General features: G+C 73.2%; 13 protein-coding genes and 1 tRNA gene. 6 read left to right on the top strand and 8 right to left on the bottom strand.

Going from position 1 to position 12,993, the window contains the following annotated elements:
* Positions 1 to 55 precede the first annotated feature (55 nt).
* From IE295_RS19715 to IE295_RS19705, 3 genes are all read left to right on the top strand, one after another.
* Positions 56 to 129, top strand: a tRNA-Pro gene (locus IE295_RS19715).
* A 292-nt stretch (positions 130 to 421) separates the two neighbouring features.
* Positions 422 to 757 carry a hypothetical protein gene (locus IE295_RS19710; RefSeq protein WP_190065017.1) on the top strand — a complete coding sequence of 112 codons (336 nt, stop codon included), beginning with the start codon at positions 422 to 424 and terminating at the stop codon, positions 755 to 757.
* Positions 758 to 782: 25 nt separating this feature from the next.
* Positions 783 to 1,274 (top strand): AbfB domain-containing protein, encoded by a 492-nt coding sequence (locus tag IE295_RS19705; RefSeq protein WP_190065016.1) that lies wholly within the window; start codon positions 783 to 785, stop codon positions 1,272 to 1,274.
* A gap of 64 nt (positions 1,275 to 1,338) precedes the next feature.
* Here the strand turns inward: IE295_RS19705 and IE295_RS19700 are convergent, their stop codons facing one another.
* The 6 genes from IE295_RS19700 to IE295_RS19675 all read right to left on the bottom strand — a co-directional run bounded on the left by IE295_RS19700 (position 1,339) and on the right by IE295_RS19675 (position 7,425).
* Positions 1,339 to 1,881: an arginine repressor gene (locus IE295_RS19700; protein ID WP_190065015.1), complete on the bottom strand. Its 543-nt coding sequence runs from the start codon at positions 1,879 to 1,881 to the stop codon at positions 1,339 to 1,341.
* Positions 1,882 to 1,889: 8 nt separating this feature from the next.
* Positions 1,890 to 3,095: an acetylornithine transaminase gene (locus IE295_RS19695; RefSeq protein ID WP_190065014.1), complete on the bottom strand. Its 1,206-nt coding sequence runs from the start codon at positions 3,093 to 3,095 to the stop codon at positions 1,890 to 1,892.
* Positions 3,092 to 4,060 (bottom strand): acetylglutamate kinase, encoded by a 969-nt coding sequence (argB, locus tag IE295_RS19690; RefSeq protein ID WP_224323185.1) that lies wholly within the window; start codon positions 4,058 to 4,060, stop codon positions 3,092 to 3,094. Before argB ends, IE295_RS19695 begins: the two co-directional genes overlap by 4 nt.
* The gene (argJ, locus tag IE295_RS19685; protein WP_190065013.1) at positions 4,057 to 5,208 is read right to left on the bottom strand and encodes a bifunctional glutamate N-acetyltransferase/amino-acid acetyltransferase ArgJ; all 1,152 of its coding nucleotides are present in this window, start codon (positions 5,206 to 5,208) and stop codon (positions 4,057 to 4,059) included. Before argJ ends, argB begins: the two co-directional genes overlap by 4 nt.
* A 94-nt stretch (positions 5,209 to 5,302) precedes the next feature.
* Positions 5,303 to 6,331 carry an N-acetyl-gamma-glutamyl-phosphate reductase gene (gene argC / locus IE295_RS19680; RefSeq protein WP_190065012.1) on the bottom strand — a complete coding sequence of 343 codons (1,029 nt, stop codon included), beginning with the start codon at positions 6,329 to 6,331 and terminating at the stop codon, positions 5,303 to 5,305.
* A 128-nt stretch (positions 6,332 to 6,459) separates the two neighbouring features.
* Positions 6,460 to 7,425 carry an NmrA/HSCARG family protein gene (locus IE295_RS19675; protein ID WP_190065011.1) on the bottom strand — a complete coding sequence of 322 codons (966 nt, stop codon included), beginning with the start codon at positions 7,423 to 7,425 and terminating at the stop codon, positions 6,460 to 6,462.
* An 85-nt stretch (positions 7,426 to 7,510) separates the two neighbouring features.
* Here IE295_RS19675 and IE295_RS19670 point away from each other — a divergent pair, with 85 nt between their 5' ends.
* Positions 7,511 to 7,981: a MarR family winged helix-turn-helix transcriptional regulator gene (locus IE295_RS19670; RefSeq protein WP_190065010.1), complete on the top strand. Its 471-nt coding sequence runs from the start codon at positions 7,511 to 7,513 to the stop codon at positions 7,979 to 7,981.
* A 132-nt stretch (positions 7,982 to 8,113) separates the two neighbouring features.
* On the opposite strand, the gene IE295_RS19665 is transcribed toward IE295_RS19670, so the two are convergent.
* On the bottom strand, positions 8,114 to 9,556 hold the full coding sequence (locus tag IE295_RS19665) for an MFS transporter (RefSeq protein ID WP_229922989.1): 1,443 nt from the start codon (positions 9,554 to 9,556) through the stop codon (positions 8,114 to 8,116).
* 95 nt (positions 9,557 to 9,651) lie between these two features.
* Here IE295_RS19665 and IE295_RS19660 point away from each other — a divergent pair, with 95 nt between their 5' ends.
* On the top strand, positions 9,652 to 10,581 hold the full coding sequence (locus IE295_RS19660; RefSeq protein ID WP_190065008.1) for a LysR family transcriptional regulator: 930 nt from the start codon (positions 9,652 to 9,654) through the stop codon (positions 10,579 to 10,581).
* Here the strand turns inward: IE295_RS19660 and IE295_RS19655 are convergent.
* Complete coding sequence (locus IE295_RS19655) at positions 10,578 to 12,023, bottom strand: aminotransferase-like domain-containing protein (protein ID WP_190065007.1); 1,446 nt, start codon at positions 12,021 to 12,023, stop codon at positions 10,578 to 10,580. The two genes, IE295_RS19660 and IE295_RS19655, sit on opposite strands and share 4 nt — an antisense overlap.
* On the opposite strand from IE295_RS19655, the gene IE295_RS19650 reads away from it, so the two are divergent.
* Positions 12,022 to 12,945 carry a DMT family transporter gene (locus IE295_RS19650; RefSeq protein ID WP_190065006.1) on the top strand — a complete coding sequence of 308 codons (924 nt, stop codon included), beginning with the start codon at positions 12,022 to 12,024 and terminating at the stop codon, positions 12,943 to 12,945. The two genes, IE295_RS19655 and IE295_RS19650, sit on opposite strands and share 2 nt — an antisense overlap.
* Positions 12,946 to 12,993 lie beyond the last annotated feature (48 nt).

Genomic DNA, 12,993 nt, shown 5'->3' with positions numbered 1-12,993 from the left:
AGGATATTTTCTTTCTGCACGCCCCACCGGGAAGAACCCCGGAGGGACACGGCACCGGGACGTGGCGCAGCTTGGTAGCGCACTTGACTGGGGGTCAAGGGGTCGTGGGTTCAAATCCCGCCGTCCCGACAGTAGGCCAGGGCTGAAGCCCAGGTCAGAGGCCCTGTCTCACTTCGGTGAGGCAGGGCCTTCGTCGTTTTTCCGGGCGATCTTGTCGCCCTTTGCCGCAGACGATGCGGATCTTGCCCAGGCGGTCGGCGGCTCGCCCGGCCCGTCCGATCCGGTCCGGGGTTCCCGGGGCCCGGATGGACGTGGACCCGCTCGGCCTCAAAGTTGCGGGAACCATCACCTACGCCAACGATGGAACGATGAAGAGGCGTTGATCCCAGCCTCAACCCGAGAAGCGAGAACGGGAGAAGCCATGTCCGAGGATCTGAATGGATCCATCTGCAACTACAAGGCGGAAAACTTCAGCGCCACGGCGTACAGAGGCGCCAAGGGCGGACGCCGGGTTGCAGTAGAAGGCTACGGTTCCTGCCCCACTCCGGGCTTTGGGCTCACGCTGGAACTCGCAAGCCCGCCGCTGGTACCGACTCCCGACACTCTGCACATCAACCTGGTGGAGAAAGAACCCGACGGCACTGTCCCGCAAGTAGTGACAGAAACCCGGGTCGAAGGGGATTTCGAGATCACGGACGAGATGGAAAAGGTACTCATCCGCAACCTCGACATCACCGTCCCGATCACCGAAAAGTAACAGAACGGCAAGGGAGCGTGCGGGGATGGGCTCCTCTCTTCAATCCTTCAACTTCCAGGATCGCTTCGTTCGTCACGCAGACTTTCTGGGCGAGCTGTCAGTCATCACCAGCGACCTGGACCGCGCCGACGCGACGTTCGACATGGTGGACGGCCTGGCGGACAGAAACCTCGTGTCCTTCCGGTCCGTCAACTTTCCCCTTCACTTTCTGCGGCACCAGGACTCCCGTCTCAAGCTCCATGAAGGGCCGAACACTCCGCTCGTTCCCCCCGGGACGACTCCCCCACCCGAGTCCCCGGAAATGAAACTGATGCGGAAGGATGCCACGTTCACCAAGGTTCAAGGGCTCGCGGACCCCAACCTGGTGTCGTTTCGGTGTTTCAACATCCCCAGCCTCTTCATCAGGCACAGGAACTTTCATCTCTTCGTCGAACCGATCAATAGCGACCTGGACCGGAAGGACGCGACCTTCAGGTTGGTTCCAGGGCTGTCGCCGGAACCCCCAGGGCCCCACTGAGCGTGGTGCCGGCAGGCGCCGGCCCCGCCAGCCCGGGGCCCGAGCGGCCCCCGGGCGGGGCCGGTCAGTGCTCCTTCTGGGCCAGCCTCATCAGGTGGTCCGCCAGGGCCTGGCCGCCGGCCGGGTCGCGGCTGATCAGCAGGAGGGTGTCGTCGCCGGCGATGGTGCCGATGATCTCGTGGACGCCCGCCTGGTCGATGGCCGAGGCGAAGAACTGGGCCGCGCCCGGCGGGGTGCGCAGCACGACCAGGTTGGCCGAGGCCTCGGCGGAGATCAGCAGCTCGGCCGCCAGGCGGCCCATGCGGGCCTCGGTGGCGGACTCCCCCAGCGGGGCGCGCGGGGTGCGGTCGCCGCCCTCGGAGGGCACGGCGTAGATGAGCTCGCCGCCCGTGTTGCGGATCTTGACCGCGCCGAGCTCGTCCAGGTCGCGGGAGAGCGTGGCCTGGGTGACGGACAGGCCGTCGTCGGCGAGCAGCTTGGCGAGCTGGCTCTGGGACCTGACGGCCTGTCGGCTGAGAATGTCCACGATCCGGCGGTGGCGGGCGGTGCGGGTCTGCGGCACGGCCTGTCCGCCGTGAACCGGCTCGGTCTCCTGCGCCTCGGTCATCGTTGTCGTCAGTCTCCGGATCGTCGTTCCGTTGTGGCCCCGCCGGCGGCGGCGTCCAGGACGCCCGGCAGCGCCTGGAGAAACGTCTCCGCTTCATCCTCGGTGATGATCAGCGGAGGGGCCAGCCGCACCACGTGGGGTGCGACCGCGTTCACCAGGAGACCGGCTTCCCGGGCCGCCTGCTGCACCTGCGGTGCGAGGGGCTCGTCTAGGACAATACCCAGGAGCAGGCCGGTGCCACGGACATGGTCGACCAGGGGGTGGCCGAGTGCGGCGATCCCGTCACGCAGGCGCGCGCCCGTACGCCGCACGCGGCCGAGGGCGTCGTCGGACGCGAGGGTGTCCAGGACGGCGAGGGCGGCGGCGCACGAGACCGGGTTGCCGCCGAAGGTGGAGCCGTGCTGACCGGGAGTCAGCAGGTCGGCGGCGGTGCCGAAGGCCAGGGTGGCGCCGATGGGCAGCCCTCCGCCCAGGCCCTTGGCGAGGGTGACGACGTCGGGCTCGACGCCCTGCGCGAGGTGCTCGAACCAGTCGCCGGTGCGGCCGATACCTGTCTGGATCTCGTCCAGGACGAGCAGCGTTCCGGTGGCCCGGGTGATCTCCCGCGCCGCCGCCAGGTAGCCGGGCGGGGGCACGACCACGCCGTTCTCGCCCTGGATGGGCTCCAGCACCACGAGCGCGGTGTCGGTGGTGACCGCGGCGCGCAGTGCTTCCGTGTCGCCGTACGGGACGTGGGTGACGTCGCCGGGCAGCGGAAGGAACGGCTCCTGCTTGGCGGGCTGGCCGGTCAGGGCGAGTGCGCCCAGGGTGCGGCCGTGGAAGCCGCCGGCGGCGGCGACCATGTGCGTACGCCCGGTGCGCCGCCCGATCTTGACGGCGGCCTCGATGGCCTCGGCGCCGGAGTTGCAGAAGTAGACCCGCCCCGGGCGCCCGGCGAGCTCGAGCAGCCGTTCGGCGAGGTGGACCGTCGGCTCGGCGGTGTAGAGGTTGGAGACGTGGCCGAGGGTGGCGATCTGGTCCGACACCGCCCGGACGACCGCCGGGTGGGCGTGGCCGAGGGCGTTGACGGCGATGCCGCCGACGAAGTCGAGGTAGCGCCTGCCGTCGGCGTCCCAGACGGTGCTGCCCTCGCCGCGCACGAGGGGGATGCCGGGGGTGCCGTAGTTGTCCATCATGGCGCCCTGCCAGCGGCGGGTCAGCTCGGCGTTGCTCATGACTCCCCCTCGGGGTCCGGGACGACCATGGTGCCGATGCCCTCGTCGGTGAAGATCTCCAGCAGGATCGAGTGCTGGACCCGCCCGTCTATCACGCGGGCGGTGGTGACGCCGCCGCGCACGGCGTGCAGGCAGCCCTCCATCTTGGGCACCATTCCGCTGGCCAGCTCGGGCAGCAGCGTCTCGAGTTCGCTCGCGGTGAGCCTGCTGATGACGTCGTCGCTGTGCGGCCAGTCCGCGTAGAGGCCCTCGACGTCGGTGAGGACCATCAGCGTCTCCGCGCCCAGCGCGACGGCGAGGGCGGCGGCGGCCGTGTCGGCGTTGACGTTGAAGACGCCGGCGTCGTCGGCGCTGCGGGCGATGGAGGAGACGACCGGGATGCGGCCGTCGTCGAGCAGGGCCTGGACGGCACCCGGGTCGATGTCGGTGATCTCGCCGACCCGGCCGATGTCCACCCGCTCGCCGTCCACCCGGGCGTAGTGCCGGGTGGCGCTCATCAGGTGGGCGTCCTCGCCGGTGAGGCCGACGGCGAGCGGGCCGTGCCGGTTGAGCAGGCCGACGAGCTCGCGCTGCACCTGCCCGGCCAGCACCATCCGTACGACCTCCATGGCCTCGGGGGTGGTGACGCGCAGTCCCGCCTTGAACTCCGACTCCAGGCCCAGCCGGTCGAGCTGGGCGCTGATCTGGGGGCCGCCGCCGTGCACCACGACCGGGCGCAGCCCGGCGTGGTGGAGGAAGACGACGTCCTGGGCGAACGCGGCCTTCAGCTCCTCGTCGACCATGGCGTTGCCGCCGAACTTGATGACGACGGTCTTGCCGTGATGGCGGGTCAGCCAGGGCAGGGCCTCGACGAGGATGCGGGCCTTGGGCAGGGCGGTGTGCCGGCGGGTGACGGTGTTCGGGGCGTCGTCCGCCGGGGCCGGGGCGGCGTCCGCTGCGGTCGGGGTGTCGTTCGTCGCGGTCATGAGGAGTACGCGCTGTTCTCGTGGACGTAGTCGGCGGTCAGGTCGTTGGCCCAGATGACGGCGCTCTCGGCGCCCTCGGCCAGGTCGGCGGTGATCTGGACCTCGCGGTAGCGCATGTCGACCAGGTCGCGGTCCTCGCCGACGGAGCCGTTCCGGCACACCCAGACGCCGTTGATGGCGACGCTCAGCCGGTCGGGGTCGAAGGCGGCGGAGGTGGTGCCGATGGCGGAGAGCACCCGGCCCCAGTTGGGGTCCTCGCCGTGGAGGGCGCACTTGAGGAGGTTGTTGCGGGCGATGGAGCGCCCGACCTCGACGGCGTCGTCCTCGGTGGCGGCGTTGATCACCTCGATGCGGATGTCCTTGCTGGCGCCCTCGGCGTCGCCGATGAGCTGGCGTGCGAGGTCGTCGCAGACAACGCGGACGGCCTCGGCGAACACGTCCTGGGCGGGGGTGACCCCGGCGGCGCCCGAGGCGAGCAGCAGCACGGTGTCGTTGGTGGACATGCACCCGTCGGAGTCGACCCGGTCGAAGGTCTGCCGGGTGGCGGAGCGCAGGGCGGCGTCGAGGCCGGGGGCGTCGATGTCGGCGTCGGTGGTCAGGACGACCAGCATGGTGGCCAGGCCCGGCGCGAGCATCCCCGCACCCTTGGCCATGCCACCCACGGTCCAGCCGTCACCCTGGACCACGGCCGTCTTGTGCACGGTGTCCGTGGTCTTGATGGCGATGGCGGCCTTCTCACCACCGTGGGCGGAGAGCCCCGCGGCGGCCTTCTCGATGCCGGGCAGCAGTTTGTCCATCGGCAGCCGCACACCGATGAGTCCGGTGGAGGCGATGGCGATCTCGCCCGCACTGTGCCCCAGCACCTCGGCCGCCTTCTCGGCGGTGGCGTGGGTGTCCTGGAAGCCCTCGGGGCCGGTGCAGGCGTTGGCCCCGCCGGAGTTGAGGACGACGGCGGAGACGAGGCCGCCCTTGAGGACCTGCTGCGACCACAGGACGGGCGCGGCCTTGACGCGGTTGGCGGTGAAGACGCCCGCGGCGGCCAGGCGGGGGCCCTGGTTGACCACGAGGGCCAGGTCGGGGCTGCCGCTCTCCTTGATCCCGGCGGCAATGCCGGCCGCCGTGAATCCCTTTGCTGCGGTGACGCTCACTGCATCTCCTCGGTCATGGTCGTGCTGTGGGGGCAGTCGGGGTTCTCGCACGGCAGCAGCCGTGCCAGTACGGTCGCGAGCATCCGGCGTACGCTCATGGCGCCACTCCCGTGGCCGGCAGCCCCAGCTCCTCGGGGAGGCCGAGGGCGATGTTCATGCTCTGCACCGCGCCGCCGGCGGTGCCCTTGGTCAGGTTGTCGATCGCGCTGACGGCGATGATCCGGCCGGCCTCCTCGTCGAGGGCGACCTGCACGGACACGGCGTTGGAACCGTGGACGTGCGCCGTGGCCGGCCACTGGCCCTCCGGCAGCAGCCGCACGAACGGCTCGCCCTGGAAGGCCTTCTCGTACGCCGCCCGCAGGCCCTGGGCGGTGACGCCGGGGCGGGCCTTGGCGCTGCAGGTGGCGAGGATGCCGCGGGGCATGGGCGCGAGGGTGGGGGTGAAGGAGACGGTGACGGGCTCCCCGGCGACGGCGGACAGGTTCTGCGCCATCTCGGGGGTGTGCCGGTGCGTGCCGCCGACGCCGTACGGGCTCATGGAGCCCATGACCTCGCTGCCGAGCAGGTGGGGCTTGGCGGCCTTGCCGGCGCCGGACGTGCCGGACGCGGCGACGATCACGGCCTCGGGCTCGGCGAGGGAGGCGGCGTAGGCGGGGAAGAGGGCGAGCGAGACGGCGGTGGGGTAGCAGCCGGGGACCGCGATCCGCCGGGTGCCGCCGAGGGCCGCCCGGGCGCCGGGCAGCTCGGGCAGCCCGTACGGCCAGGTGCCGGCGTGGGCGGTGCCGTAGAACCGCTCCCACGCCCCGGCGTCCTGGAGCCGGAAGTCCGCGCCGCAGTCGATGACGAGCACCGACTCGCCCAGCTCGTCGGCCACGGCCGCCGACTGCCCGTGCGGAAGGGCGAGGAAGACGACGTCGTGCCCGGCGAGCGTGTTGGCGCTGGTGGGTTCGAGCACCCGGTCCGCGAGCTGGGGCAGGTGGGGCTGGAGGGCGCCCAGGCGCTGTCCGGCGCTGGAGTTCGCCGTCAGGGCGCCGATGCGCACCTCGGGGTGTCCGAGCAGCAGGCGCAGCACCTCGCCGCCCGCGTATCCGCTCGCTCCGGCCACTGCCGCACGTATCGCCATGGATCGGTCCTCCTCCGTATGCAGCATGACTATACGGAGAGAGGAAGTTTTATGCAATGCCGCTCCGACGTGCGGAAACGCCGACGGCCAGGACCGGATGTCCGGTCCTGGCCGTCGGATCCCTCGCCTCAGCCCCGGGGGACGGCGTCGGCGTGGGCGGCCAGCCAGGCCTCGAAGGACTGCAGCTCCGGGTTGAGCTCCCGGGCCCGGCCGAGGTCACGAGCGCCGACGAACTCCTTCTCGTTCTCGGCGTAGTACTGGAACATGTTGGCGGTCTCGACGGAGAACTGGCGCAGCTGCTCGAAGGGCTGCGCGTAGTAGGTCACCGGCTCGCCGAAGGCCCTGCCCATGGCCGCGGCGTACTCCTCGCCGGTCAGGTGGTCGCCGGCGACGGCGATCGTCTGACCGATCAGGTCGCCGCCGCGGCGGAGGATGCCGTACGCGGTCCGGCCGACGTCCTCGGAGGCGATCCCGGACAGCTTCGCGTCGCCCATGGCCAGGGCGAGCACGAGCGCGCCCTGCTCGTCGCGGCGCGGCGCCATCATGCCCAGGAAGACGTCGAAGTTCAGGCTCGTGCGCAGGAACGTGGTCGGCACGCCCGCCTCGCGGAAGATGTCGTCGGCCTCGGCCTTGGCGTCGAAGTGCGGCACCGTGTACGTGCCGTCGTCCAGCGTCGGCACCCGCTCGCCGCCGAGCCCGAAGAACGGGCGGGTGTCCTCGAGCGTGGACCAGATCAGGTGGCGCACGCCCGCGGCCTTGGCGGCCCGCGCGGCGTTGCCGGCCTGGGCCAGCTCCATCTGGGCGGCGGTGCGGGCCCGCGCGTCGTCCTCCGGGCGCTGCTCCCAGAAGTTGGTCACCACGAACGCGCCGTACGCGCCCTCGAACGCCGCCCGCAGCGCGGCCTCGTCGTCGAGGTCGGCCGCCACCACCTCGGCGCCGAGCTCGGCGAGCGCCCGGGCCTTGGCCGACCCGGTGTTACGGGTGATCGCCCGGACGGCGAACCCCCCGTCACGGTCGGCCAGGATCGCCCGGACCAGCCCGCCGCCCTGAGCGCCGGTCGCCCCCACCACCGCGATGATCTTCTGCTCGCTCATCCAGTCCTCCCCGACTGCAGGTTGATATGACAACCAACGTAGAGCGCTCGGGTTGATGCGTCAACCTATGGCTAGAATGCGTCCCATGGCAGAGGAACCCTGGCTTGACGAGACGCAGCAGCGGGCGTGGCGGGCGTACCTGGCCATGAGCAAACGCCTGAGCACCCATCTGGGCCGCCAGCTGCAGCGGAAGTTCGACCTTTCCCCGCAGGACTTCGAGATCCTGGTGAACCTCTCCGAGGTGCCGGGGCGGCGGATGCGGGCCGTGGAGCTGGGCCGGGCCACCCAGTGGGAGAAGAGCCGGCTGTCCCATCAGCTGTCCCGGATGGAGCGGCGCGGCCTGGTCTGCCGGGAGGCGGTGCCGGGCGCCCGCTATCCGGAGGTGGTGCTGACCGAACAGGGGTACGCGGCCATCGTCCGCGCGGCGCCGACGCACGCCGCCTCGGTGCGCGCGATCTTCGCCGACGCCCTGGAGCCCGAGCTGCTCGACCGGTTCGCGGAGGCGTGCGCGGCGATCTCCGAGCGGCTCGAGGAGCACGAGACGGATCCCTGCTGACCGCATCCCCCGGCCGGATCCCCGCCGAGCGGCGGGCCCCTGTCCGAGGAGTCGCTTTCCGGCCACTTCGGGCGGGCACAGTACGACGAAGGCGGGCGCGACGGCGCCCGCCTTCGTCGTTTCCGGTGGATCTCAGCGGCCGCCGGCCGGTGCCGGCTCGCGGGCGGGGGCCGGGCGGCGTACGGCGTCGCCCGCCGCCGGGTGCAGGCGTACGGCCCCGGCCAGGGCGCCGAGGCTGACGAGCGCGAGCAGGCAGAAGGCGACGCCATAGGCGGTGGCCGGGCCGACGGCGCCCGGCAGCAGGTCGCCGAGGGGGCCGCCGGCGCGCAGGGCGACCGTGGCGGCGACGACGCCGAGGCCCGCCGCGGCCTGCTGGGCGGTCGACTGCAGGGTGTTGGCGTCCCGCATGCGCTTGTGCGGGACGTCGGCGAAGGCGATGACCTGGTAGCAGGTCAGGCCCAGCGAGCGGGCGGCGCCGCTGACCACGCTGACGACGACGATCAGGGCGATGGGCGTCGCGGCGGTGAAGAACGCGCAGACGGCCGTCGTGGCGCCGACGCCGAGCGTGGCGGCGAGCAGCAGCGGCCGGAAGCCGAAGCGGTTGAGCAGGTAGGTGGTCGCGGGCTTGATGCCGATGTTGCCCACGAAGACGAACAGCACGACAGCACCGGAGCGCACCGCGCTCCAGCCGAAGACCTCCTGGAAGAGCAGCGGCAGCAGGAAGGGCACGGCCCCGACCACGATCCAGAACAGCGAGCCCCCGGACACCGACGCCCGGAAGGTCGCCACCTTCAGGGTGCGCAGGTCGATCAGCGGCGCCTGTGCGCGCAGCAGGTGCCACGCGGCCGCCGCCAGCAGCAGCACCGCGAGGGCGCCCGCCGCGGCCGCGGGCTGCCAGGGCGCGCCCGCCGCGGACAGCAGGTGCGCCGTCCACGTCAGCGCGCCGAGGCCGGTCGAGGTGAGCAGCACGCCCCACAGGTCCAGGCGCGGCACGTCGGTTCCGGGCGGGCCGGCGTCGATCAGGCGCCGGGCGACGGCGAAGGCCACGACGCCGAGCGGGAGGTTGACCAGGAACATCCAGTGCCAGCTCGCGTAGGTGGTCAGCAGCCCGCCGAGCAGCGGCGCGATCACGGGGGCGACCAGGGCGGGCCAGACGACGTAGGAGACCAGCCGGGGTATGTCCGGCTTGTCGGCCCTGGCGACCACCATCAGCCGGCCGACCGGCACCATCATCGCGCCGCCCGCGCCCTGCAGGACCCGCATGGCCACCAGTTCGCCGAGGCTGGAGCTCAGCGCGCAGCCCAGCGAGGCGAGGGAGAAGACGGCGATGGCCGTCAGGAAGACGCGCCGGGCCCCGAAGCGGGCGGTCAGCCAGCCGCTGAGCGGTATCAGGACGGCCAGCGTCACCAGGTAGGCGGTGACGACCAGCCCTATCGCCGTCGGTGCGACATCCAGGGACTCCCCCATGCGCGGCGCGGCCGTCGACACGATCGTGCCGTCCAGGTTCTCCATGAAGAAGCACCCGGCGACCAGGAGGGCGGTGTTGCGCTGCTTGCTATCGATCATCTGCTCCATCGCTTTCTCGTCCCGCCCATCGTGGGACCGCGCGACCGTTGACCACAAGGTCCGAATGCTCAAGCCAGGCTTGATTGCCGTGCAACGATGGCGGCATGCAGTTGCCCGACATGAACCTCCTGCCGGCCCTCGACGCCCTGCTGCGCGAGGGCAGCGTGACCGGGGCGGCGGCCCGGATGAACGTCTCCCCCTCCGCGATGAGCCGCACGCTGGGCCGGCTGCGCCGGGTGCTGGACGACCCGCTGCTGGTGCCGGCCGGGCGGGGGCTCGCCCTCACGCCGCGGGCGCTGGAGCTGCGGCCGCGGGTGGAGGCGGCCCTGGCCGGGGCGCTGGCCGCGCTGCGGCCGGCGCAGCCCGTGGACATCGCGGCGGTGCGCCGCCGGTTCACCCTGCGCTCGAACGACGGCATGGCCGTCGTCCTGGGCCCCGGCCTGACCGAACGCGTGGCGCGGGAGGCCCCCGGCATCCAGCTGCGCATCCTGCCCGAGGGCGACGAGGACCCGGCGGACCTGCGGGACCGCGTCGACCTCGACCTCGGGCACCTGCCGGACCTCCCGCACGACGTGCGCCACCAGGACCTGGCCCGGCACCACTACGTGGCGGTCTGCCGCCGGGACGCGCCCCACGCGGACGAGCCGCTGACGCCCAAGGCCTTCGCGGCGGTCCCCCACATCACCGTCTCGCGCAGGGGCCGCTTCCACGGCGTCGTCGACGAGCGCCTGGCCGCCATCGGGCTGACCCGCCGGGTGCTGGCCACCGTCCCCACGCACCTCACCGCCTGCTTCCTGGCGCTGCGCACCGACGTCCTGGCCCTGGTGCCCGACGCCGTCGCGGCGCAGGCCGCCGAGGCGCTGCCGCTGGCCGTGCGGGAGATCCCGCTGGACCTCCCGCCGGTGACCACCGGCATGGCCTGGCACGTACGGCTGGACACCGATCCGGCCCACCGCTGGCTGCGCGCGGCGGTGGCGCGGATCGCGGGCGGCCCGGGGGCCGGCCCGTCGGACACGCCCTCGGACACGCCCTAGGCCGGGACTTCGTCGTGGGCGGCCCGCAGGCGGCGTACGCCCTCGGCCAGTTCGTCGGTGCTCGCGGCCGCCGAGAAGCACAGCCGCAGGTGCGGCGCCGGGGGCTCGGCGCAGAAGAAGGGCCGGCCCGGGGAGACGGCGACGCCGGCGCGCAGCGCGGCGGCGGCCAGGGCGTTCTCGTCGGTGCCGTCCGGCAGGCGGAGCCAGACGTGGAAGCCGCCCGGGGGAACGAACCCGGCGCTCAGGGCGGGCAGTCGCCGGCCCAGTTCGGCCAGGAGCGTCTCGCGGCGGGTGCGCAGCACGGCGGCGACCGTACGGCGGTGGCGGGCCCAGGCGGGTGAGCCGACGAGTTCGAGCGCCGCCTCCTGCAGCGGGCGGGGGACGAAGAAGCTGTCGACGACCTGGATGGCCCGCAGCCGCTCCAGGACCGGGCCCCGGGCGGCGAGGGCGCCCACGCGCAGGCTGGGCGAGGTGAACTTGGTCAGCGAGCAGACGTGCACGACGACGCCGTCGGGGTCGTCGGAGGCGAGGGTGGGCGGCAGGGGCGGGGCGTCCTCGTGGGCGAGGCGGCGCGCGAAGTCGTCCTCGATGACGAAGGCGCCCGCCGCGCGGGCGACCCGGAGCACCTCCCGGCGCCGCTCGTCGGCCAGGACCGTGCCGGTGGGGTTCTGGTAGAGCGGCTGGCAGACGAAGACCCGGGCGCGGCTGGCGCGGAACGCGTCGGCCAGCAGGTCGGCGCGCACGCCGCGGTCGTCCACCGGCACGGGTACGGGCCGCAGCCCCGAGGCGCGGGCGGCCGCGAGCATGCCGGGGTAGGTGGGGGACTCGACGAGCACGGGCGCCCCGGGCGGGGCGAGGGCGCGCAGCGCGGTGGTCAGCGCGCTCTGGCCGCCGGAGGTGATCAGGACGTCGGAGGCGGAGACGAGGCCGGCCGGGCCGCCGATCTCGCGGGCGAACCAGGCGCGCAGGTCACCCACGCCCTCCAGCGGCGGCCGTTCCCAGGCGCCGGGCCGCCGGCCGGCCCGCGCGAGGGCGGCGGCCAGGGCACGTTCGGGCTGGAGCGAGGGGTGGAGATAGCCGCCGGTGAGCTCGATGACGCCGGGCGGTGGCGCGGCGAGGCTGAAGGAGATCCCGCGGGCGTCGACGGAGCGCGGTACGGCCTCGTCGCCCGTCTCGGCGCTCAGCGCGACCTGCTGCCAGGAGGTGTCGCCGGAGCGGGCGGGGGCCCGGCGCGGCTCGGCGCGGAAGGCGCCGGCGCCCGGCCGGGTGACGACCAGGCCCTCGGCGGCCAGCGCGGCCAGCGCCCGGGAGACGGTGACGGGGCTGACGTGGAAGCGGTCGATCAGCGCGCGACTCGACGGCAGCTTCTCGCCCGGAGAGTAGCGGTTGACCTCCGCGCGCAGGATCCCGGCCAGCTCGGCGACGCTGTTACGCTCATGCATGACAGCACAAGATAGCGCTACTCTCCCGTCCGCGATAGCGGTGGACGCCCCGCGGACGGACGGCCGGTCCCGCCTCGGCACGCTGCTCGCCGCCCTCGCCGTGGTCGCGTTCTCGCTCACCTTCCCCTCGACCGCGTGGGCGCTCGAAGGCTTCGGTCCGTGGTCGGCGACCACCTGCCGGCTGGTCCTGGCGGGCGTGCTCGCCGGGGCCTGCCTGCTCGCCGGCCGGGCGTCCCGGCCCACCCGGGCGCAGTGGCGGGGGCTGCTCGTGGTGGCCGCCGGGACCGTGGTCGGGTTCCCCCTGCTGACCACCCTCGCCCTGCGCACCTCCACGACCTCCCACGCGGCCGTGGTCGTGGGCCTGCTGCCGCTGACGACGGCCGCCTACTCGGCGCTGCGGACCGGGGCGCGGCACCCGCGGCTGTTCTGGGCGGCCGCGGTGGCCGGAGCGGTCGTGGTGGCGGTCTTCGCCCTGTGGCAGAGCGGCGGCGCGCCGACCGCCGGCGATCTGTATCTCTTCGGCGCCCTGCTGGTGTGCGCGGCCGGCTACTCGGAGGGTGGCCGGCTGGCCCGCGAGATGCCGGGCCGGCAGGTGATCGCCTGGGCGCTGGTGCTGTGCCTGCCGGTGGCCGCCGTCGGCGCGGTGCTCGCGCTGGCGTCCGAGCCGGTCCGGCTGACCGGCCACGCGGTGGCCGGGCTGCTGTGGGTGGCGGTCGGCTCGCAGTTCGTGGGCCTGTGGGTCTGGTACCGGGGGATGGCCGCGATCGGGGTGGCCAGGGCGAGCCAGCTGCAGCTGGCCCAGCCCCTGCTCACCCTGGTGTGGTCGGTGGCGCTGCTGGGCGAGCGGCTGACGCCGGCCGCGCCCGTGGCGGCCCTCGCCGTGCTGGTGTGCATCGGCGTGACCCAGCGGGCCGGACGCTGACCCGGCCGGACACCGGCCGGCGCACCGGTCCGCACTTTCCCGGGCGCG

Origin of the sequence: Streptomyces griseocarneus (assembly GCF_014655595.1) — a bacterium.
Classification (GTDB): domain Bacteria; phylum Actinomycetota; class Actinomycetes; order Streptomycetales; family Streptomycetaceae; genus Streptomyces; species Streptomyces griseocarneus.
The sequence above is the reverse complement of the archived record's forward strand: the minus strand, read 5'-3'. Positions and strand labels throughout refer to the sequence as shown.

Coding starts and splice junctions, on each gene's coding strand:
- IE295_RS19695 (WP_190065014.1), bottom strand. CDS start 3,095: ATGAGCAACGCCGAGCTGACCCGCCGCTGGCAGGGCGCCATGATGGAC.
- argB (WP_224323185.1), bottom strand. CDS start 4,060: ATGACCGCGACGAACGACACCCCGACCGCAGCGGACGCCGCCCCGGCC.
- IE295_RS19670 (WP_190065010.1), top strand. CDS start 7,511: ATGGCAGAGGAACCCTGGCTTGACGAGACGCAGCAGCGGGCGTGGCGG.
- IE295_RS19700 (WP_190065015.1), bottom strand. CDS start 1,881: ATGACCGAGGCGCAGGAGACCGAGCCGGTTCACGGCGGACAGGCCGTG.
- IE295_RS19705 (WP_190065016.1), top strand. CDS start 783: ATGGGCTCCTCTCTTCAATCCTTCAACTTCCAGGATCGCTTCGTTCGT.
- IE295_RS19650 (WP_190065006.1), top strand. CDS start 12,022: ATGACAGCACAAGATAGCGCTACTCTCCCGTCCGCGATAGCGGTGGAC.
- IE295_RS19655 (WP_190065007.1), bottom strand. CDS start 12,023: ATGCATGAGCGTAACAGCGTCGCCGAGCTGGCCGGGATCCTGCGCGCG.
- IE295_RS19710 (WP_190065017.1), top strand. CDS start 422: ATGTCCGAGGATCTGAATGGATCCATCTGCAACTACAAGGCGGAAAAC.
- argC (WP_190065012.1), bottom strand. CDS start 6,331: ATGGCGATACGTGCGGCAGTGGCCGGAGCGAGCGGATACGCGGGCGGC.
- IE295_RS19665 (WP_229922989.1), bottom strand. CDS start 9,556: ATGGAGCAGATGATCGATAGCAAGCAGCGCAACACCGCCCTCCTGGTC.
- IE295_RS19675 (WP_190065011.1), bottom strand. CDS start 7,425: ATGAGCGAGCAGAAGATCATCGCGGTGGTGGGGGCGACCGGCGCTCAG.
- IE295_RS19660 (WP_190065008.1), top strand. CDS start 9,652: ATGCAGTTGCCCGACATGAACCTCCTGCCGGCCCTCGACGCCCTGCTG.